At 59.2% G+C, this 20,723-nt stretch carries 21 protein-coding genes; 4 read left to right on the top strand and 17 right to left on the bottom strand.

Features of this window, described 5'->3' with window-relative positions:
• From FF098_RS00280 to FF098_RS00240, 9 genes are all read right to left on the bottom strand, one after another.
• On the bottom strand, window positions 1-840 hold the full coding sequence (locus FF098_RS00280; protein WP_155135706.1) for a DUF1217 domain-containing protein: 840 nt from the start codon (window positions 838-840) through the stop codon (window positions 1-3).
• On the bottom strand, window positions 840-1,283 hold the full coding sequence (locus FF098_RS00275) for a flagellar biosynthesis repressor FlbT (RefSeq protein ID WP_155135703.1): 444 nt from the start codon (window positions 1,281-1,283) through the stop codon (window positions 840-842). The genes FF098_RS00280 and FF098_RS00275 overlap by 1 nt, the downstream gene beginning before the upstream one ends.
• 1 nt (window position 1,284) lies before the next feature.
• The gene (gene flaF, locus FF098_RS00270) at window positions 1,285-1,674 is read right to left on the bottom strand and encodes a flagellar biosynthesis regulator FlaF (protein ID WP_166426248.1); all 390 of its coding nucleotides are present in this window, start codon (window positions 1,672-1,674) and stop codon (window positions 1,285-1,287) included.
• Between the two features lie 83 nt (window positions 1,675-1,757).
• Window positions 1,758-3,017 carry a flagellin gene (locus FF098_RS00265; RefSeq protein WP_155135697.1) on the bottom strand — a complete coding sequence of 420 codons (1,260 nt, stop codon included), beginning with the start codon at window positions 3,015-3,017 and terminating at the stop codon, window positions 1,758-1,760.
• A gap of 216 nt (window positions 3,018-3,233) precedes the next feature.
• Window positions 3,234-4,487, bottom strand: a complete 1,254-nt coding sequence (locus FF098_RS00260) for a flagellin (RefSeq protein ID WP_155135694.1) — start codon at window positions 4,485-4,487, stop codon at window positions 3,234-3,236.
• Window positions 4,488-4,629: 142 nt separating this feature from the next.
• Entirely contained in the window at window positions 4,630-5,892 is a 1,263-nt protein-coding gene (locus FF098_RS00255) for a flagellin (RefSeq protein ID WP_155135691.1), read from the bottom strand.
• A 70-nt stretch (window positions 5,893-5,962) separates the two neighbouring features.
• Complete coding sequence (locus FF098_RS00250) at window positions 5,963-7,222, bottom strand: flagellin (protein WP_155135688.1); 1,260 nt, start codon at window positions 7,220-7,222, stop codon at window positions 5,963-5,965.
• 195 nt (window positions 7,223-7,417) lie between these two features.
• A complete protein-coding gene (locus FF098_RS00245) occupies window positions 7,418-7,804 on the bottom strand; it encodes a hypothetical protein (RefSeq protein WP_155135685.1) in 387 nt (128 codons plus the stop codon).
• 1 nt (window position 7,805) lies between these two features.
• Window positions 7,806-8,156 carry a rod-binding protein gene (locus tag FF098_RS00240; protein WP_155135682.1) on the bottom strand — a complete coding sequence of 117 codons (351 nt, stop codon included), beginning with the start codon at window positions 8,154-8,156 and terminating at the stop codon, window positions 7,806-7,808.
• A gap of 110 nt (window positions 8,157-8,266) precedes the next feature.
• On the opposite strand from FF098_RS00240, the gene FF098_RS00235 reads away from it, so the two are divergent.
• Window positions 8,267-10,393: a flagellar hook-length control protein FliK gene (locus FF098_RS00235; protein ID WP_155135679.1), complete on the top strand. Its 2,127-nt coding sequence runs from the start codon at window positions 8,267-8,269 to the stop codon at window positions 10,391-10,393.
• Window positions 10,394-10,406: 13 nt separating this feature from the next.
• The gene (locus FF098_RS00230; protein ID WP_155135676.1) at window positions 10,407-11,069 is read left to right on the top strand and encodes a flagellar hook assembly protein FlgD; all 663 of its coding nucleotides are present in this window, start codon (window positions 10,407-10,409) and stop codon (window positions 11,067-11,069) included.
• Window positions 11,070-11,080: 11 nt separating this feature from the next.
• Here FF098_RS00230 and FF098_RS00225 read toward each other — a convergent pair whose 3' ends face one another.
• From FF098_RS00225 to FF098_RS00190, 8 genes are all read right to left on the bottom strand, one after another.
• Window positions 11,081-11,641, bottom strand: coding sequence for a flagellar basal body-associated FliL family protein (locus tag FF098_RS00225; RefSeq protein WP_155135673.1), 561 nt, complete (start codon window positions 11,639-11,641; stop codon window positions 11,081-11,083).
• 10 nt (window positions 11,642-11,651) lie between these two features.
• Window positions 11,652-12,377, bottom strand: coding sequence for a flagellar basal body L-ring protein FlgH (locus tag FF098_RS00220; RefSeq protein WP_155135670.1), 726 nt, complete (start codon window positions 12,375-12,377; stop codon window positions 11,652-11,654).
• A complete protein-coding gene (gene flgA, locus FF098_RS00215) occupies window positions 12,374-12,796 on the bottom strand; it encodes a flagellar basal body P-ring formation chaperone FlgA (RefSeq protein ID WP_155135667.1) in 423 nt (140 codons plus the stop codon). Before flgA ends, FF098_RS00220 begins: the two co-directional genes overlap by 4 nt.
• Window positions 12,796-13,581, bottom strand: a complete 786-nt coding sequence (gene flgG, locus FF098_RS00210; RefSeq protein ID WP_155135664.1) for a flagellar basal-body rod protein FlgG — start codon at window positions 13,579-13,581, stop codon at window positions 12,796-12,798. Before flgG ends, flgA begins: the two co-directional genes overlap by 1 nt.
• A 117-nt stretch (window positions 13,582-13,698) precedes the next feature.
• Complete coding sequence (locus tag FF098_RS00205; protein WP_155135661.1) at window positions 13,699-14,418, bottom strand: flagellar hook-basal body complex protein; 720 nt, start codon at window positions 14,416-14,418, stop codon at window positions 13,699-13,701.
• A 10-nt stretch (window positions 14,419-14,428) separates the two neighbouring features.
• Window positions 14,429-16,306: a tetratricopeptide repeat protein gene (locus FF098_RS00200; RefSeq protein WP_155135658.1), complete on the bottom strand. Its 1,878-nt coding sequence runs from the start codon at window positions 16,304-16,306 to the stop codon at window positions 14,429-14,431.
• Window positions 16,303-17,172: a flagellar motor stator protein MotA gene (motA, locus tag FF098_RS00195; RefSeq protein WP_155135655.1), complete on the bottom strand. Its 870-nt coding sequence runs from the start codon at window positions 17,170-17,172 to the stop codon at window positions 16,303-16,305. The genes FF098_RS00200 and motA overlap by 4 nt, the downstream gene beginning before the upstream one ends.
• Window positions 17,173-17,310: 138 nt before the next feature.
• A complete protein-coding gene (locus FF098_RS00190) occupies window positions 17,311-18,246 on the bottom strand; it encodes a FliM/FliN family flagellar motor switch protein (RefSeq protein WP_155135652.1) in 936 nt (311 codons plus the stop codon).
• A gap of 174 nt (window positions 18,247-18,420) precedes the next feature.
• Between FF098_RS00190 and FF098_RS00185 the strand changes: the two genes are divergently transcribed.
• Entirely contained in the window at window positions 18,421-19,269 is an 849-nt protein-coding gene (locus FF098_RS00185; RefSeq protein ID WP_205967315.1) for a flagellar motor protein MotB, read from the top strand.
• 116 nt (window positions 19,270-19,385) lie between these two features.
• Window positions 19,386-20,687: a flagellar hook protein FlgE gene (locus FF098_RS00180; protein WP_155135646.1), complete on the top strand. Its 1,302-nt coding sequence runs from the start codon at window positions 19,386-19,388 to the stop codon at window positions 20,685-20,687.
• Window positions 20,688-20,723 lie beyond the last annotated feature (36 nt).

The following is a 20,723-nucleotide window of genomic DNA, read 5'->3' as shown; positions in this document are numbered from 1 at the left end:
TCAGATATTGGAAAGCAGAAGGTTTGCGATGCCGACCGAGCCGAGCCCGCCACCGCCCTGCAGAACCTGCAGCGCGCTATAGCCCGGTGTCAGGGCCGATGGTCCGTTTTCCGCCTGACGGCGTAGCTGGAACCGGCGGATCATGGTCTCGACATTTTCCGGATCGGCCAGGGCGGACACGGATTTATCGCCGAAGATCTGGAACGACTTGTCGGCAAGGATTTCAGTCTGCCGGTCGAGATCGAGCTGGGCAAATTCCTTGGGCAGGTTGAACGCCGCCTCGACCACTTCACGCAAGGGAAGCGATGCCGTGATCTTCAGCCAGCCGCCAACCTCTGACAGGTTCTCGTTATTGGCGATGGCGCCGATTTCACGCTCGAAGTTCAGGGCAAGACGCATGTCATTGTCGACATTGCCGACCGCCTGCTCGAAGGCGCGGGTGCGGTAATTCTCGATGATGCGCTCGATCTGCTTGTCGGTCGGGTCGAACCCGCCATTGCCATAGCCGAAAGTGCGGGCAAACTCCTGATACTGAGGATTGCCGAGCCTGTTGGCAAAGGCATCCTCGTCCAGCGTCCCTTCCTCGAGGATCTTGCGCACCCAGGCGCCCTTGTTGATGTCTTCGCCCAGGCCAAACGCCTCCAGCGCGACGGTCAGCAGGCGGCGGTCGGTGACCAGGTCCTGCACCGTCGTTGCGTTGCGAATGTTTTCCTTGAAATAGTCGATATTGCGCGCAACTTCAGGCGACTTGGTAAAGCTCTCGAACTGGCGGTCATAAGTCCGCTGCACGAATTTCCAGCCGGTATAACCGTTCAGGGGAATGACCGGCGTGTAGCTCATTACACGGCCTGTTTCAGCAGGGGCTCGCCCATCGTGTGACGCGAATGGGCATAATTCAGCAGCGCTTCTTCTGCCGGCAGGATCGCCTTCAGATGGCAGATGATCGAATAGTAGCGACGCTCCTGCAGGGATTCCACGGCCTTGGCCAGGCGCTCTGCCGGCTCGCCCATGCGGAAAACGCCGAGCAGGTCCTCAAGGGCACCGGCCAGTTTCCTGCGGCCTTCGGCTTCCTCGATATCGCAGGAGATGAGCAGCTGCGCGATGTAATAGGCGCGCTTGACCGGCGTGTTGACGTCCTTTGGATGGATGGCATCACGAACCCGCAGCACGTTGGCGTCTTCATTCTCGATGCGGATCTGGGCGCGCTTGGCACCGTTCTGCACGACAACGCCGTTGATGATGAACTTCTCGTTCGGTCGCAGGTTCAGTACCAGTCCAGCCATGTTACGCCGCCTCCTCCGCGTCAGGCACGATCCCGGAAAGTCCGCCGATCATTGCCTTGTTGATGTCGACCAGCACGTCGCGCGATGCCTCGCCGCGCAGCACTTTCATCGTGTGCCGGCTGGTGAAGTCTGCAAGCTGCAACAGCATGCCGCGCAGGTCCTGGGAGAGCTGGTTATCGCTGTCGACGACATCGACGGCGATGATGTTCCACAGACGGACATTTTCGTGCATGGCTTCGGCAAGTTCGGCAAAACCGCCGACGGTATCGGTATCTGCAGCAGCGATGCGGGCAGTAATTGAGGAGAATACCTTCAACTCGATCTGTTTGCCCGAAGCCGTTTCCCGGTTGCTGGTCGCGTAGGCCTTTGCAGCTAGTCCACTATTATACATTCGAATAACCCTTTGCCCTGGCCGTCTCATTTAATATCCGGACGCCCTGAGCCGATAATATCGCTGGCGTGGATAAGAATTGGTTAACTGCGGAACAGGGATAGCAGCTGCTGCGGCGACGCGTTTGCGATCGACAGCGCCTGGACACCGAGCTGTTGCTGTACCTGCAGGGATTGAAGACGGGCCGAGGCCTCTTCCATGTCTGTATCCGTCAGGGCGGAGATACCCGCCTTCATCGCATCCATCAGTCTGCCGACGAATTCCATCTGGTTGGAAATCCGCTTTTCGGCGGAACCGAATTCGGCAGCGACATCGACAGTCGCCTGGATGGCGCGTTCGATAGTCGCGAGGGCACGCGCGGCACCTTCCGTGGTTGTGACGTCGATATTGGCTGCGTCGGTTACGGCACCGCTTGCAACGTTGTCGTCTGAGGTAACCGTATCGAGCCGTACCGCGATCGTGTCCGTGCCATCCGTGACGCCGGAGGTAAAGGTCAGCGTCGCGCCATCGGCGGAGACATTCAGGACGTCCGTATCCAGCCCGTTATCAGCGACATAGTCGGCATAGGCTGCGGCAAGGCCGGCGGCCACATCAGCGGCCGTATCACCTTCGCGGGCGACATAGGCGATATTGGCGGCGCCCGTTGCCGTGCCTGCCGTTGTATAGGTAGCCGGGACAAAGGCAGAGGAATCCGCGTCCGTGCCCGTCAGGCCGATGGAATAGGCAACCCCGGCGGTCGGTGTACCGACGGTGATGTCCTGCGTCTGCGTGGCGTTCAGCGTCGCGGCGGATGCGCCGGTACCGGCGGCATAGACACCAGCGGCGGTGTCGACAACCTGTTCTGCCTTCATGTCCTGACGGTCGACGCGGATGCTGGAGGTGGCGAGGCCCGATGCGGAGCGGTCGAGCGATGCGAGGATGTTGACCGCGTCGCCACCTTTCAACAGGTTGACGCCGTTGAACTGTGCCGCGTCGATAATGGAGGTTATCTGTTCGTTCAGGCGGTCGATATCGGTCTGCAGCTTGTCGCGGTCCTGGCCCTCTTCCTGGGCGGCGATGATCAGGCCCTTCATGTCTTCCAGCAGGCCTTCGATCTGTTCCGAACCCGCCCGGGCAACCGCAACCGATGAAGCCCCGAGATTGAGGGACTCGTTGATCTTGGCGAAGCCGTCGACATCGGATTCCATGACCTTGGAGATGGCCCAGATCGCTGCGTTGTCCTTGGCGGAATCGACCTTCTTGCCGGTCGCGATCTGCGACTGGATCTCGCTGAGGTTCTTGCTGATCCCCTTCAGCGTATCCAGCGCGACCAGCGCGCTCTTGTTGAAGTTGATACTGGACATAGGATGGGCTCCCTCATCGTTAAGTGCCGCTTTGGGACACATTTCTTAACGCATTTGGTAAACACAACCTTAAGAAACGCAAAAAAGCCTCAAGCTCCGTCAACAATTCTTAACGGACCAGAAGGCCTGACAGGGCTGGCGGCCTGCCTGCGCTTGGTTTTACCCGGCAAAACCGGGGGCCGGGACGGGCTTCAAGGCGCCCGCCCCTTCATTCGTCTAGCCGCGGAACAGCGACAGAATTGACTGCGAGGAGCCATTGGCGATCGACAGCGCCTGGACGCCCAGCTGTTGCTGGACCTGCAGGGACTGAAGACGGGCCGAGGCCTCTTCCATATTGGTGTCGGTGAGGGCCGAGATGCCGGCCTTCATGGAGTCCATCAGCTTGCCGACGAACTCGATCTGGTTATCGATGCGCTTCTCGGCCGAACCAAAGGCGGCTGCCGCATCGACGGTCGATTGTATGGCGGTTTCGATCGTATCGAGTGCCGCCGTCGCACCGGCAACGGATGTCACATCAATCGCATCGACATCGGCAAGGACGCCCCGCGCAACGTTATTGTCGCTGACGATGGTATCGATGTGCACGTCGATCGTGTCTGTACCATCGGTGACGGTAGACGTGGCGATAATGTCATCGCCTGATGCGGTGAAATTCAGGACGTTCGTATCGAGACCATTGTCCACCGCATATTGGGCATAGGCCGCCGCAAGGGCAGTTGCGACATCAGCCTTCGTGTCGGTACTCTTGGCAACATAGGCGAGCGGCTCAGACGCAGCGGCCGTGTTACCGCTCTGGTAAGTCGCCTGCGTAAACGAAGAATCGTCAGCGTCGAGACCGTGGAACCCGATCGAGTAGGCGACGCCTGCGACTGGATCGTCCAGCGTCAGCGTGCGGGACTGGGTCGCGTCGAGATAGAGCACGGTATCGCCGAAGGCGAAGTCCCCACTCGTATCGACATATTGCGTGGCGGTGCTCAGATCCTGGCGATTGATCATGATATTTGAGGTACCGACACCTGTCGAGCTTCTGTCCAGCGATGACAGCACGTTCATCTCAGCACCATCCTTCAACAGGTTGACCCCATTGAACTGGGCAGCGTTGGTAACGGAAGAAATCTGTTCTTTCAGGCGATCGATATCGGTCTGGATCTTTTCCTGGTCCTGCCCTTCCTCCTGCGAAGAAATGATCAGCCCCTTCATGTCCTGAAGCAGGCCTTCGATCTGCTCGGCACCGGCGCGGGCGACGGCGACGGAGGAAGAACCGAGGTTCAGGGATTCACTGATCTTGGCGAAACCGCCAACGTCGGATTCCATGACCTTGGAAATCGCCCAGATGGCGGCATTATCCTTGGCCGAACCAACGGACTTGCCGGTGGAAATCTGCGACTGGATCGTACCGAGATCGTTGTTGATCCCTTTCAGGGTATCAAGGGCGACAAGGGCACTATGGTTGAAGTTTATACTGGACATGACAGGCTCCCGTAGGGGTGATGCTTCTTGGTATGAGAAGTATCGGCGGAAGCTGGTCCTCAGCTGCGGTTAACCGGGGTTAACCATAAATCCGGCGCCGAAAAAGAGGCGGACCGGGTAAGGTCCGCCTCCGGATAGTCTATTAGCCGCGGAAGAGCGACAGGATCGTCTGCGACGAGCCGTTGGCGATCGACAGGGCCTGGACACCCAGCTGCTGCTGGACCTGCAGGGACTGAAGACGGGCCGAAGCCTCTTCCATATTGGTGTCGGTCAGGGCCGAGATACCGGCTTTCATGGAGTCCATCAGCTTGCCGACGAATTCCATCTGGTTGTCGATGCGCTTCTCGGCAGAACCGAATTCGGCAGCGGCATCGACAGTGCCCTGAATGGCAGTTTCGATCGTGGCGAGGGCGGCAGTTGCGCCTTCGGTGGTGGTGACGTCAATCGAGTTTACGTCGGACAGGAGGCCCTTGGCGACGTTGTCGTCAGAGGTCACCGTGTCGAGGCGAACGGCGATCGTGTCCGTACCATCGGTGGAGTCTGACGTGAAGGTCAGGTCGGCACCGCTTGCCGTAACGTTCAGCAGGTCCGTATCGAGCGAGTTGTCCGCGGCGTAGGTTGCGTAAGCAGCGGCCAGACCGGCAGCAACGTCAGCGGCAGTATCGCCATCTTTCGCAACATAGGCGATGTTGGCGGCACCTGTTGCAGAACCGGCAGTCGTGTAGGTCGCCGGAACGAATGTCGATGAGTCAGCGTCCGTACCCGTCAGGCCGATGGAGTAGGCCACACCGGCGGTCGGGGTGCCAACAGTCAGCGTACGGGACTGGGTAGCGTCGAGTGTAGCCGTATCCGTACCCGTGCCGGCAGCATAGGTGCCGGAAGTGTCGACGGACTGGGCATTCGTCGTGAAGTCCTGACGCGTGATAGAGATCGTCGAGGTGGAAACACCCGTGGACGAACGGTCAAGCGAAGACAGGACGGAAAGGCTTTCCGTGCCACCTTTCAGCAGGTTGACACCGTTGAACTGGGCAGCATTGACGATGGACGTCATCTGCTCGTTCAGGCGATCGATATCCGTCTGGATCTTTTCCTGGTCCTGACCTTCTTCCTGTGCGGAGATGATGAGGTCCTTCATGTCACCCAGAAGGCCTTCGATCTGCTCGGCGCCAGCGCGCGCGACAGCAACGGAGGAAGAACCGAGGTTCAGGGATTCATTGATCTTGGAGAAGCCACCGACATCGGATTCCATGACCTTGGAGATCGCCCAGATAGCGGCGTTATCTTTAGCGGAACCAACGGACTTGCCGGTAGAAATTTGCGATTGGATGTTGCCGAGGTTCTTGTTGATCCCTTTCAGGGTATCGAGAGCGACGAGCGAGCTTTGATTGAAATTGATACTGGACATAACACTAATTCCTTAATTCAGGTAGACTGAGAGAGAGCGGCGGCCCCGCTTGGGGGCCGCCATTTCTTCATTAGCCGCGGAAGAGCGACAGGATCGTCTGCGACGAGCCGTTGGCGATCGACAGCGCCTGGACGCCCAGCTGTTGCTGGACCTGCAGGGACTGAAGACGGGCCGAGGCCTCTTCCATATTGGTGTCGGTGAGGGCCGAGATGCCGGCCTTCATGGAGTCCATCAGCTTGCCGACGAATTCCATCTGGTTGTCGATGCGCTTCTCGGCAGAACCGAATTCGGCAGCGGCATTGACCACACCCTGAATGGCAGTTTCGATGGTCGCCAAGGCGGCAGTTGCGCCTTCTGTGGTGGTGACGTCGATAGAAGCGACATCGGTCAGTACACCGGCAGCGACGTTGTCATCGGACGTTACCGTGTCGAGGCGAACGGCGATCGTGTCCGTACCGTCGGTAACACCGGACGTGAAGTCGAGGTCAGCGCCGTCAGCGGTGACGTTCAGAACCGATGTGCTGAGCGAGTTGTCAGCGGCATAGGTAGCGTAAGCAGCAGCAAGGCCAGCAGCAACATCAGCAGCTGTGTCACCTTCGCGGGCGACATAAGAGATGTTGGCAGCACCTGTGGCAGTACCCGCGGTCGTGTAGGTCGCCGGAACGAATGCGGAAGAGTCAGCGTCCGTACCCGTCAGACCGATAGAGTAGGCAACACCTGCTGTAGGGGTGCCGACAGTGATGGTCTGGGTTTGCGTCGCGTTCAGCGTTGCAGCCGAACCACCTGTACCAGCGGCATAGACGCCAGCGGCAGTGTCGACGGATTGCGTTGCTTTCAGGTCTTGGCGGTTGACGGAGATCGTCGATGTGGCAACGCCGGTGGACGAACGGTCGAGCGAAGACAGGACAGACAGGGTGTCCTGGCCTTTCAGCATGTTGACGCCGTTGAACTGGGCAGCGTCGATGATGGAACCGATCTGGTCGTTCAGGCGGTCGATATCCGTCTGGATCTTGTCCTGGTCCTGACCTTCTTCCTGCGAGGAGATGATGAGGCCCTTCATGTCTTCCAGAAGGCCTTCGATCTGCTCGGCGCCAGCGCGGGCGACGGCGACGGTAGAAGAACCGAGGTTCAGTGATTCATTGATCTTGGCGAAACCGCCAACGTCGGATTCCATGACCTTGGAGATCGCCCAGATAGCGGCGTTGTCCTTGGCCGAACCAACGGATTTACCGGTCGAGATTTGCGACTGGATCGTGCCGAGGTTCTTGTTGATCCCTTTAAGCGTGTCGAGAGCGACGAGCGCACTCTGGTTGAAATTGATGCTGGACATAGGTTTGATCCCTCATAATGCGCCTTGAAGACGCTTATTTGCGTTTGCCTGCCCAAATGGACAGCCATTTCGAACTGACAAATTTTGTGGTCAGTAACCTACGTCTTCCTGACGTTTCCGGGGTACACCGGCACAGCCAATCCGGGCTGTATGATCAGACTTTAGACAATCAAACGATAAATTTTAGTTAATCGTCTAAACTGTTTTCTGACGGGAGATAATCGCCTCGGTTGAGATGATGCTTTTGCCGGTTACCGAATAGGCACCGACATTGGATTGCTCGCCTGCGATCTGGGCAAGACGGGACTGTGCGGCCTTCGAGCCGTTATAGGCGGCTTTCAGGAGCACGCCATTATGCCGGGTCAGTTTCTGAAGAGCCGCGAGACCACGCCTCAGACTGTCATCGATTTCATCCGGCCGGGCCTGTGCAATGAAAGTTTCGACGTCCCTTACGAGGGCTGTCTTGCGCTCTGCAATATCGCGCAGGCCGGTATACTCGCCGGACAGGAGGATGATATTTTCCTGCTCCAGCAAGCCGTTCAGTTCGGACAGGGATTGTTTTACGGCATCAGGATTTTGCATATCAGAGACCCTTGTCGAGATCGGGCTGTGCATCGCCACGACCCTGATAGACCGCAAGCCGCTTGTAAATCGTGTCAGCGAGACCAAAACCGCCCTGGTCCGACAGGCGTTCCGCCAGCTGGTCGATATAGAAAGTCGTGAAGGCTTCAGCCCCCTCGCCATCCCCGCTCGTCAGCGACTCGGCAAGCCCGCTATAGGTCAGCATCTGGGCAATGAAGCTCTGCTCGAAGCGTTTCGCAGCATCGCGCAGGCGCGCTTCGTTCTGTTCAGCAGCGTCAGCATCCTGCACATCCCTGCCTTTGCCGGTCAGGACATTGGTCGAAATGGCGTTGATCGATGCTGTGTCGGTCATCACGAAAAACCGTCTGTTTACTTCTCTTACCAATTTCTAAACGCCAGTTCGTAAAGGATTGGTAAACTATTTGAAGGTTAACAAGGTTCGTAGAGTTTGAAAGGTAGTAGATGCAACTCCTGTCTGACCTGTTGTACTCCGGGGAAGACCCGCTGCAGGCGTCCGCAGCACCCGCCGCCAAAGGCTTTGGCGCGCGTGGGGAAACCCGCATCTCCCTTCACCAGCAACAGGAAAGCCGCGCCTTTGCGAGTGCCTTTGACACAGCTTCCCGGACGGAAATTTCCGCTGAACCGTTAACAGACGAAATGTCCACTGCCACAGCAGGTACGGCTGAAATCCCGCAAGACATATTGCAGCGCTATGCCGTAACCGGAAACCGGATATCCCCGACTGTTAATACTACTGTAGAACGCAATGAAAGCCGTGGCCTGAACAGCCAGGGTCTGGCCGTTGCGGATATGACGACGAACAACGCTGAACTTGCCATCGCCGATATATCGCCAGCAGCGACACCCATCGCACCCGATACGCTGCGCGTGCCAAACGCCGCATCTGTCCTGGTCGCTGATGTCTATACGTCTACGGCAGCCGATGAGGCGTCAAGCCCTGAGACGCTGCCGATAATGAAGGCCGACAAGGCTGCAGCAGCCGGCTCGCCGAACGCCACACTGGATACTGCGTTGACAGCGAGGTCTGCCCTCACCCTTGCGGAAGACAAACCCGGCAATATGGGGACGATGGCACCTGGATCCGTGCCGACCATGACAGATCCTGCCGAAGGGTTCGCGCCTGCCACCAGGATTGAGGGCGGGGCGAACACCAGCCGCTCAACCAGCTATGGCGAGGGCCGGGTCGACGCCAACATGGCAAGGCCCGCGGAGACTGCGCTGCCGCTGTCGAAAGGTCCGGACAAGGCGAGTATCAATCCGGGCCAGGCCACACAAACGGCTGCAGGCTCATCTGTCACGACACCTCCCCTGAAGACGGGTGCAGCCATCCCGACTGAAAACACTGGCGATGCTGCGACCACGCTCTCCAGGGCTGAGACTTCCTCGCGCATCTTGCTGACAGGGTCCTTGCAGGAACAGGTTGCAGCACAATCCCCTGCCCATGCCCGGCATATTTCACACCCTCAAGGCGTGAGACTGCCGAGCGTTGCCTTCAACATTACTATCGCCAGTTACACACCGCATGCGGATGAAGCAGCCAAGATAGCACCCGCTGCGCAAGTCAGTCCTGGTACGCAATCGCAGCTCTCAGTACCGGTTGATTTCAGTGCACCATTGGCATCAGCCACTCCTGCTGCCAATGCAGCGCCAGCTGGACCGCAGGGCAGCCAGGTCGCCGAGGTACGGGCATCTTTTGCGCAGTCAACCTCGCAGGCAGGATCGCAGTCTGCGTCAGGTCAGCAGGTTGCGAACCAGTCATCTGCAGTACAGGGCGCCACGCAGCAGACATTGTCATCGTCAACGGTCATACCGACCCCGTCCGCGAACACGAGTGCACTGGCTGACGCCCCTGCCGCGACACTTGCGCCGGCGAGCTCGGCAAGAATGCCAGCCAGCGCTCTAGTACAGGGCGAGATTGCGCCCAAGTCTGATAATGCAGCCACGCCAGTCGAGACAGCCGATGCGCCGGCAAAGACCGTACAGCAATCAATACCGGGTCAGGCGACAGGCCAGTCAGAGGCGCAACAGGCCCTGTTCACACCCGGCAGCACGGCTGCGACACAGGCCTCTGCGTCCAATGCGGGTAGCCTTGCACGGATGATTGCTGACCCGGCGACCCAGGGCCAGGCCCTGCAGCAGGTTGCCACTGCCATCGAAACATCCCACAAGGGATCGGGTCGGATGGAACTGCGCCTTGACCCGCCGGAATTGGGCCGTGTCAGCATCGATTTCCGGTTCGATGGCGACAACCGCGTAACCGCCATTCTGCATGCGGACCAACCGGAGACGGCCACGCTGATGCGCCGCAGCCTCGATGTCCTGATGCGCGACCTGGCCTCTGCCGGCTTTACCGACGTCAATGTCACCATGGGCAGTGGCGGGCGCGACACCGGACATGCTGGACAGCAGCAGCTGGGTCAACAGAACACTGGCCAGCAACAGGCCGAACGGCATCATCATTCAGGTGGACAATACCCTTCCACCCGGGACAGCGAAACAAAGGCGCAGAATGCGCCGCAGGCATACAGGCCGGCATGGTCTGCGGATACAATAGACATCAGGCTCTAGGAAGGAGACTGGCATGGATGTAACAGGTGCAACGTCAACTTCGTCGCAAACCAGCGTCGAGGCGATGAAACAGAGTTCGAACCCCGTCTCTGAAGATTTCAATACATTCCTTACACTGCTGACTGCGCAGATCCGCAACCAGGACCCGCTGGCACCGCTGGACTCCACCCAGTTCGTCGAGCAGCTGGCGACATTCTCTTCCCTCGAACAGCAGGTGCGCACGAACGACCAGCTTGAAAGCATCTCGCTGATGATCGCAGAGATGTATTCGAACGCCGCTGGCGAGTGGGTTGGTCAGGACGCAGCCGTGACGACGTCGTGGCTACCCTATCAGGGTGGTGAGGTCGACTTCACAGCCGATATTCCAATGGAAGCCGACCAGGCGCTGATGGTCATTCGTGACACATCAGGTGAGGTAATCGACACACAATCTCTCGATCCGGCGCAATCACCATGGAGCTGGGATGGCAAGACCGCCAACAACGCGGATGCCGATCATGGCCTGTATCAGATGGTGATCGAGCTTTATCAGGGCGGCCAGCCGCTCGGCATGATGGAGCCGAAGATAATCTCCAAGGTAACCCAGGCCTCGATCGAGAATGGCGAGGTCATGCTCGGTTTCGAAAACCGCATGACCCAGAGTGCTGCGAAAGTGACCCGCATTGCCGGGGAATAAGCAGCTATCGACTACTGATCCTGCCGCGCCATGTCGAGGATCAGCACATCCCTGACACCCTTTTGCTGGATGGTCTGGACAGCGGCAAGCAGCCGTGTACGGATTTCTGCATAGTTTGCCGGATCGGTCATGCGACGATCAAAGCGCCCTTCATTCGACAGGGCGATCAACTCCGTCATGATGACATCGCGAAGCTTCGGGTCCATGGCATAGAGGTCTTCAGCAAGGTTCGGCTCGATCTCCAGGTTCAGGTCGAGAATGACCAATGACTGGACATTGCTGTCACTGACGACCGGCACGATGAACTGGCGAGAGAACTTGTAATAGGCCGTTGAGCCGGTCATTGCTGGCTCACCGTGACCGCCGCCATGGGCATCCTTCTTCGCTGTCTTCTTCTCCTTGGCCGGCTCGCCGTGAGCATCGGCGGAGGCTTCAGCTTCGTCGCCGTGTCCGCCACCGGTTTCTGCATTCTCGAAAAAGCGCTTTTCACCCGGCTTCAGGGCATCGGCGGCAATTGCCCCGCCGATCACGAAGATCACCATGATGATACCGCCGACAAGATTCTTTATCATGACTGTTCCCCTAGAACGGGATGACCTTGTTCAGGATTTTCGAGCCATTGCTGCGCGACACGACATCGTTCAGCTGACCGACACCGCCATAGGCAATCCGTGCCTCGGCAATCTTGTCATAAGTGATCGTATTGAGCCGGGTGATATCTTCCGGCCGGATCAGGCCCGTGACCTGCAACTGGCGGGTTTCGTGATTGACCCGGATTTCCTGGGTTCCGACCACGAAAAGATAATCATTCGGCAGAACCTCGATGACCTGGGCGGCGAGGCGCAGGGTCAGTTTCTCCTGCCGGCTGATCGCGCCATTTCCGGAGGCCGATCGCTCACGGGTCAGGTCGACTGCAGGATTGACGGTCGCGCCATTCGGCAGCACCCCATTTGCCCATTCCGGCAGACCGAACAGGGCGCCTACGGAAAAGTTTTCCTCATTGGCACGACCGGCGGTCATGGAATTCTGGAACTCTGCTTCCTCGTCCAGTTCGATGACCACGGTCACGATATCGCCAAGCTTCGAAGCGCGGCGGTCACCGAACAGCGATGTCGGCCCGCTGCTCCACAGCGACGTCGCAGATGCGCCATCACGCGGCGGCTCGGCATAGGAGACAGCCAGCGGCGCATAGGACGGGCCCGGCGCCGTAATCGGCGCCTGTGCCGGGTAATAGGCCGGTGAGCCTGACGCACAGGCAGCGGTGCCGAGCGCAAGGAGGGCGAGAGCGAGGATGGATTTATTCGTCATTGTACGATCACCTGGTCGGGACCTGTTACCAGCGCCCGGACCGTCTTTCGGGATTCAAGGTTCATCACGTCGACCAGCTCCCCCGTCGAGCCATTCCCCAGCGCCCGGCCCGATGTAACGATGGTCAGTGTACCAAACTTGTAGGTCATGGTGACCATGGCGTTACGCTGGACCAGTACCGGTTCCTGCAGGTGCATCGGCGAGATCTCGCTGCCGGCATAGACCGTGCGCTTGAGCTGTTTACCGACATAGGCCTGGTGCACCATATACGGATCTTCGCCTGCGGCCGGATATATGTCGATGTCCGAAACGGACAGGATGCGACCGCGCTCCAGCGTTGTCACCGCCATCACGTCGGCGGCGATGGCTGGTGACCCGGTCCCGGCGATGAGGGCAATGATGGCAACAAGCTTTTTCATCAGCGCACCCGTGTCGCGGCGGCGAGCATCTCGTCGGCAGCGGAGATGACCTTTGAATTCAGCTCGTATCCGCGCTGGGCTTCGATCAGTTCCGAAATCTCGGCGACGACATCGACGCCGGATTCCTCAAGATAGCCCTGACGCATGACGCCGATGCCCTGCGTGCCCGCCGCTGCGGTGATCGGCGCGCCGGAAGCAGCGGTTTCGCGATAGAGGTTGGAGCCCATCGCCTCCAGGCCTTTTTCGTTGGCAAAGACGGTCATGGTGATCTGGCCGATCTGCTGGCCTGCCGGTATGTCATCGAAAAAGGCAGTGACAGTGCCATCGGCGCTGATCGTAATCTCCCGTGCATCGTTGGGTATGACGATATTGTCCGCTAGCGGATAACCATCGGCGGTAACGACAAGACCGTCAGCGGAACGGTTGAACTTGCCGTCGCGCGTATAGCCGCTCTCGCCACTCGGCAGCTCGACCTCGAAGAAGCCGCGCCCTTCGATGGCAAGGTCAAGATCGCCGCCGGTGTTTTCCAGAACACCCTGGATCATCTCCATGGAGACGACGGACGGACGCACACCCATGCCCAGCTGGATGCCCGCAGGCACGGTTGTGCCTGTTTCCGAAGAGACCGCACCCGGCGGCAGCAATTGCTGGTAATGCAGGTCCGCAAACTGTGCCGAACGCGGCGCATAGGCCGTGGTGCTCATGTTCGCGATGTTGTTGGAGATGACCTCGACGCGCATCTGCTGCGCGGCCATGCCGGTTGCGGCAATCTTCAGTGAGTTCATGAAGGCCTCCTGCCTCTACTGCCGGTACGTCCTGTACCCTTCACTAGTCTGCGGATCGATTGATCCGTATGCCCTGTTCGCAAGCGCTATCCTCGCAGCCTGCTGTCTTTTCGCCTATCAGCCCTGACGCATCGTCCTTGCGACATCACTGACACGCTGGTCTTCCTGATCCAGAATCTTCTGGTTCATCTCGTAATTGCGTTGCACCTCGATGAGGCGGGATATTTCCATGATAGGCTGCACGTTTGATCCCTCGAGATAGCCCTGCATGATGCGGACTTCGCCCTCGACAGGATCGAAACCGTCAAGGGGGCGCCAGAGGTTCGAACCTTCGCGCGTGATCATGCCCGGCGGCGTATCGACTACAACGATCTGCCCGACCGGATCACCATCCGTACTGATCGTACCGTCCTGGGCGATAGCGATCTGGGCAACATCGATCGGGATCTGGAACGGCTCACCCTCGGCGCTGAGCAGGGGCATGCCTTCCGGATTGACGATCTGGCGCTGGTTGTTGAGCATGAAAACACCGGCGCGTGTCAGGCGCTCGCCGTTCAGTCCCTGTACGACGAAATAGCCATCGCCTTCGATCGCCAGGTCCAGCACACCGCCCGTCTGGTCGAGAAAGCCCTGTTCGGTTGAATAAAATTGCGTGCCGACACTGCCTTCGGACAAGTCATTGTCCACATTGCCCTCATTGTCGGCGGCCGACAGGCGATCTACGACTTCCGTGAACAGGAAGCCGCTTTTCTTGTAGCCGGTCGTGTTGACGTTGGCGATGTTGTTGGCAATCGACGACATCTCCCGCAACAGGGAAGATTGCCGCGATACGGTCATATAGGCTGCGCTATCCACTGGTCAGCACCTCCCCTAATATCATCATATCGTCCGGATGCGTTGAAAGGATCTTCTCCAGCGCCTGTATGCTGGAGCGGGTCGGCAACTGGGTGAGTGCCCCTTTCTGCCCGGACATGTAGCTGGCAAGGGCATGACGTGCCTCGATCTCGCTATCAGCATTTTCGACGAGCATGGCTGCATAGGCATCGCGCGCCTGCGCCCACTGGCCGGAAGCCCAGGCAATGCTGGCCTGCCGGTCAAGATTGCGCATGGTGCCCGGCCCGCGGCGCAGAACCTCGATGGCCTCACGGTCACGCCCCAGCCGGTGCAGGGCCGTGGCAGACACGGCCATCATCACCGGATCGTCGCTGCCGCGCGCCAGCGACAGCGCCTCGCTATACCGGCGGTCTTCGACATAGGCCTGCGCGAGAAGCTTCCGCTCTTCCTCGCCCAGTGTCTCGAACGGCAGATGCTGCATCAGGGATATCGCATGCTCGGGCAAGCCAAGGTCCAGCGCGGCCTTTGCTGCTGCAATGTTCAAAGCGGCCTCGCGATCAATGCCATCGAAGAAAGGGCGATGGGCCAGATAGCCATTGAGCGCAGAAAAGCGCGTCGAGGCGCTGGTGCGCGACAACGCCGTTTCGAACAAGCCTGCAAGGGTCGACTTCATCGTGTTGCGGTCGGCAATCGTCGGGTACTGATATTCTGCGGCGATATCGACGGCACGGGAGTATTTGCCGGTCTCAGCAGCAAGACGCACCTCCATGAAAGCCTCCGGGAAGCTCTGCGGTGCACCATTCCTGCGTACGGCGACATTCTCCAGGTCGCGGTAATAGCCCGGGTAATGCTCGCCTTCCTGTTGCGGCTGCAGTTCGCTCAGCATCAGGATAGCCTGTGCCTGCAGTGGACCTTCCTGCTGGGCGAAGCGCTCTACCGTGTTGAGGGCGATATCGACATCAACGCCGTTATGGGCACTGATGAGCGCACGAAGATAGATGACCTGCGTGGTACTCGGCAGGCTTTCTTCCGTTGCGATATCATAGAGTTTCTGCGCGAGAAGCCACTGGCCGTTTTCAGCGGCGGTGACGCCAAGACGCGTCGCGAAGTCGACCCGCAGATGCGGCGGCAGCTGTTTCAGCTCGTTATCGAGCGAGCCCGAGAGAAAAACGGCCGTGGAGGGCTGGAAATCGATCAGGGCAACCGCCCGCCACAGACGGGCCGGACCGGAACAGGCAGCGTCGACGGACTTCAGGATATTGGAATCGCTGATACGCCCGGCCACAGTCTCGCCCATATAGAGGATCGTCCGCGCACGGTCATTTGTGGCAAACGGCTTGACGAGGGACATCGCCTCCTCGGCAAATCCGAGGGCCAGATACTGCTTGGCCAGCCGGATCGAGGATTCCGCGTCCGGTGCAGCGGCCGAGCCCGCAATCGCAACCTGCATGCGGGAAGCTTCTTCCCAGGAGTAGGCACGTTCACGGAAGGCAAAAAGGTCATTATCCTGGCACGTGGCAGCAAGCGTTTCGACAGGGCGCGCTTCATCGGATGAGGTATAGCCTGTTTCCTGAAGGATGGCGCCGATATCGGCATAGCCGTCATTGGAGGGGGGCGTGAGGACAACCGTCTGGCCCTGAGGTGCACTCACGGGGGATGGTTCGGATGCACCAGCGTCTTGCGCCTCGCCCTCTTCTCCTCGCAGGGACACATAGCCCTCTTCCAGTGCGTCCTGCAGGATGCGCTCCAGCGCATCTTCAGTACGCGTCAGGTTGCTACCGGCCTGTTCGCCATTATCCTGGTTCTCGCCCTCATCCTGCGCCAATGCCCCGGCGGTGAGGCCGAGGCTGATGGTCGTGGAGAGGAGTAGCGATGCAAATATCCGCGTCATGCAGCCGCCTTCTTGGATTCTTTCAATGCCTCGTCGATCTCGACAAAGCTTGGACGAACCCTTTTTGGAGCGTTTCGGCGTGCAACCTCAATACAGATATTGGCAGGGTGCTGGTGCAGGGAGGCGACGAGCACTTCACGGATCAGCGCATAGAAGCTGTGCTCCTCTTCGCGCACATGTTTCACATAGGCAGCAAACGGGCCGACGATACCATAGGCGAGGAAAACGCCAAGGAAGGTACCGACGAGCGCGCCGCCGATCATCTGGCCGAGAACCTCTGGCGGCTTGTCGATCGAGGCCATCGTCTTGATGACGCCGAGAACGGCAGCGACGATGCCGAGGGCCGGCAGAGCATCCGCCATGTTCTGCAGGGCATGGGCGCCGTGCAGCGCCTCTTCTTCCATCGTCTCGAGCTGCTTTTCCAGCAGCTCCTCGACCTGATAGACATTGTCGAAATTCATGATCATGGAGCGGATCGTGTCGCAGATCAGCTCGACCGCGTGATGGTCCTTCTGGATCTTCGGATATTTCTGGAAGATCGAGGATTCCTGCGGCGCTTCGATATGGGCTTCGACATCAACCGGGCTCTGGCGCAGCACGTTGACGAGGTCGTGCATCAGGCAGAGCAGGTCGCGGTAGTCGTTCTTCTTCCATTTCGGGCCCTTGAACACGGCCATGATGTCGCCGCCGACATGCTTGATCGTGCCAAAGGAGTTGCCGGCGACGAAGGCGCCCATCGCCGCGCCACCGATCATCATCATCTCGTATGGCAGCGAGTGCAGAATAATACCCAGTTTGCCGCCGGCGAGCATGTAGCCGCCGAAGACCATGACCAGAGTAATGAAAAGGCCCAGCATTGCGTTCATGGTACTGCATTAACCTTTTGATGGTTTACAAAGCGTAAACACTTCTTAACGAAAGCCGGATTGCCTTAAGAAACCTTACCTGTCCCTTGCCGGCCACACTCTTGTTGTCATCCCCCTCGCCTCTCGGCGCCCAGTTCCTCAGGACGCGTTGGCGAAATCGGCAATGAATTCCTCGCACGGATCGCTCATCAGCTTGACCGCCTTGAACTGTTTCATCACGCCCAGTGCCGCCGTCGCCACCGGCAGATGCCCCTGATCGGCCCAGGCTGCGAGGCAAAGCTCGTTCAGGCTGACGCCCGGCAGCGGAATGACCTGGCCGACCTCAAGGCGCGCGCATTCGGCAATCGTCATCGGGCAGCGCTCCAAGACGGCGCGCAGCTGGACGCGGGCGGACATGGCCGCACTCAGCATATGCGGCGGCCACGGATCTTCCGGATCATCGACGGATTTCGACGGCGCATTGGCGAGCAGGATCGAGAGTTTCTCGATCGGCTGGTATGGCATCAGGAAAGTCATCGGCGCGCTCTTGTCGAGGCCGATGGTAAGATCGAAAGTCAGCGCCAGCAGCGGTGCCTTTTCATCCTCGATCGCGATGGCGGAAAGCCTGGTCATGCCGTTGCGATAGGCCGCACCGGAAAACGGGCTCGCCTTTTCAAGGCCATCGCAGGATTGCTTGAAGCCATCGAACAGCGCCGTCATGATCGGCTGCAGCAACAGCACATCGAGCATGCCCGGCTCATGGCTCTGGGCATCTTCACCGGACAGGCTGTCATCGCCAGTCTTGTGGCCGAGAATAATGGCGCTCAGCTCCCTCGACACATGGCCGATGCAGGCGGCGGGCACATTTTTCGACGCCATCAGGAACACGGCCTGCGCCCCATCATTGCCTGTGCGATATTCCTCGAACGTTACGCGCCTGGATGAAATCGACTTGACCATCACAGCGCCGATTTCCTCCTCCTCGAGGCGGCGGGTGACGAGGCGCGCAAAACCGTCCCACAGGGGCTGCAACCCCTTGGTCTCGTCTGTGACAGCCGGCTGTGCCGTCAGTTTCTGGCGCAGGATGGAACCCATGTTTCCGGCATGCTCTGATTTGCGTGACACCTGAAGCCGCGATTGTCTTCATTCACCGGTTTAGGAAAGGTTAACAGCCATGCGGAAATGCCGACTATCCGTGTAAATGAGTATTTACGCCAATCGGTTAGTGTTCACCCTGTTATCGTGTAGTTGCGTATGGGTATCGGGGCGTTGTCAAACCAGGTTCAACCAATCATCAAGCGTAAGAAGAAGGTCATCGCCGCTGGCCACCATGGTGGCGCGTGGAAGGTGGCCTATGCCGACTTCGTCACCGCAATGATGGCTTTCTTCCTGCTGATGTGGCTGCTTAACGCCACGACCGAAGACCAGCGCAAGGGTATCGCCGACTATTTCAACCCGTCGATCCCGATCAGCCGGATTTCCGGCGGCGGTTCCGACGCGCTCAATGGCTCGTCTGTCTTCAGCGACAAGCAGATGGCGCAAGACGGGATCGGCTCCAAGGAAATCAAATATTACGACGGCAACAGCAAGGTCGATGTCGCCGATCTGGGGCTGGAATATTCCGCCACGGATGCCGGTGAGACAGCCAAAACCGAAGTTGACGGCGTTACCGCGAACAGCGTTGCGAGCCTGAAGGAAAAGCTTGCCGGTGAAGCCGCGCAGATTTCCGAGCATATCATGATGAAGATGACAGCCGAGGGCCTGGTGATCGAACTTGTCGAGTCAGACGGCTCGCCGCTGTTTGCCAGTGGCAACGCCAACGCGTCGCCCTTGCTGGAAGACCTGCTGGTGCTGGTCGCCGGTTCGTTCGGCAAGATCAGCAATGACATCAAGCTGGTCGGTCACACCGATGCGCGCCCCTATCGCTCGACCAATGGCTATTCGAACTGGGAGCTGTCGACCGATCGCGCAAACGTTTCCCGCCGCCTGCTGATCGACGCCGGTTTCCCGGCAGGGCAGATCACGGAAGTTGCCGGAAAGGCCGCGACCGATCCGTTGATCGCAGAGGATATCTACGCCCCACAGAACCGCCGGATCTCGATCACCATCCTGCAGTAGGCAGATCATCCTTCCGGCCCCGCAGACAGGTATCAATGGATTGAAAACAATCCGTTAGCCCTTTGTTAACCACAGTGCACAATCCTTGACGCATCATACAGCGATAGGATTTTGCTATGAGTATTTCTTCTTCCCTCAATGCGGGGGTAATGGGCCTTGCGGCCAATGCCTCGCGCCTTGCTTCCATCTCAGACAACATCGCCAACTCCGCAACGATCGGCTACAAGCAGAGCGAAGTCGATTTCTCCGCCATGGTGCTCAACCAGGGCCAGACCGGCTACAGCGCCGGTGGCGTCTCCTCCCGTTCCTACAAGAATGTCGATGCCGAGGGCGCCCTGATCAATACCGGCAACTCCACCGACATCGCCGTCGATGGCCGCGGCATGCTGCCGGTCACGGACAGCAATGGCGTTACCGCCTCTGCTGCGGGCCGCACGCTGATGCTGACGCCGACCGGCTCGTTCACCCCGAACGACCAGGGCTTCATGACGACGCTGAGTGGCCTTTACCTGCTCGGCTGGCCGGCCGATGCCAGCGGCAATATTCCTTCTGTCAGCCGCAACTCCGCCACCGGCCTTCAGCCGGTGAACGTTGCCGCGAACCAGTTCGTCGCCTCGCCGACGACCACCATCAATCTCGGCGTCAACCTGCCTTCTGCCGCGACAGAGGCCGGTGCTACCGGCGCCCCGTTCGACCTGCCGGTCGAATATTTCAACAGCCTCGGTTCTTCCGAGACGCTGACGCTCAGCTTCTCGCCGACCGTGCCGGGTGCAGGTGCCAGCAACGCCTGGACCGTTTCGGTCAGCGACAGCGCCAACCCCGGTGCGCCGATCGCGACCTTCGACATCGACTTCAACACCGGCCTTGCCAATGGCGGCACGGTGAACACGGTCACCGGCGGTGCCGGCGCGACCTATGACGCGACCAGCGGCGAGATTACCATCAACGCCGCACACGGACCGGTCAGCCTCTATGTCGGTACCGCCGGCAGCCGCGATGGCCTGACCCAGCTCGATGCTGCCTTCTCGCCGACAAGCGTGACCAAGAACGGCTCGCCCATAAGCGAACTGCAGTCGATCGAGATCGACGACAAGGGCATGCTCGAAGCCGTCTATGAAAGCGGCCTGCGGCGCACCCTTTACCAGATCCCGGTAGCCGATGTGCCGAACATGAACGGCCTGACCTCGCAGGGCGACCAAGCCTATTCCCTGTCGCGCGATTCCGGTGAGGTCTACTTCTGGGATTCCGGCACAGGCGCCGTCGGCACCACACAGGGCTTCACCCTGATGGAATCGACGACCGATATTGCTGCCGAACTGACCGACCTGATCGAGACCCAGCGGGCCTACTCGACCAACGCCAAGATCGTCCAGACTGTTGACGAGATGCTGCAGGAAACCACCAACCTGAAACGGTAAAAGGTTCCTGACGTAAACTGATGGATCGTCCCGATC

This window comes from Aquisalinus luteolus, from assembly GCF_009712425.2.
GTDB classification, from domain to species: Bacteria; Pseudomonadota; Alphaproteobacteria; order Caulobacterales; family Parvularculaceae; genus Aquisalinus; species Aquisalinus luteolus.
This window is presented reverse-complemented; position numbering and strand designations above follow the sequence as displayed.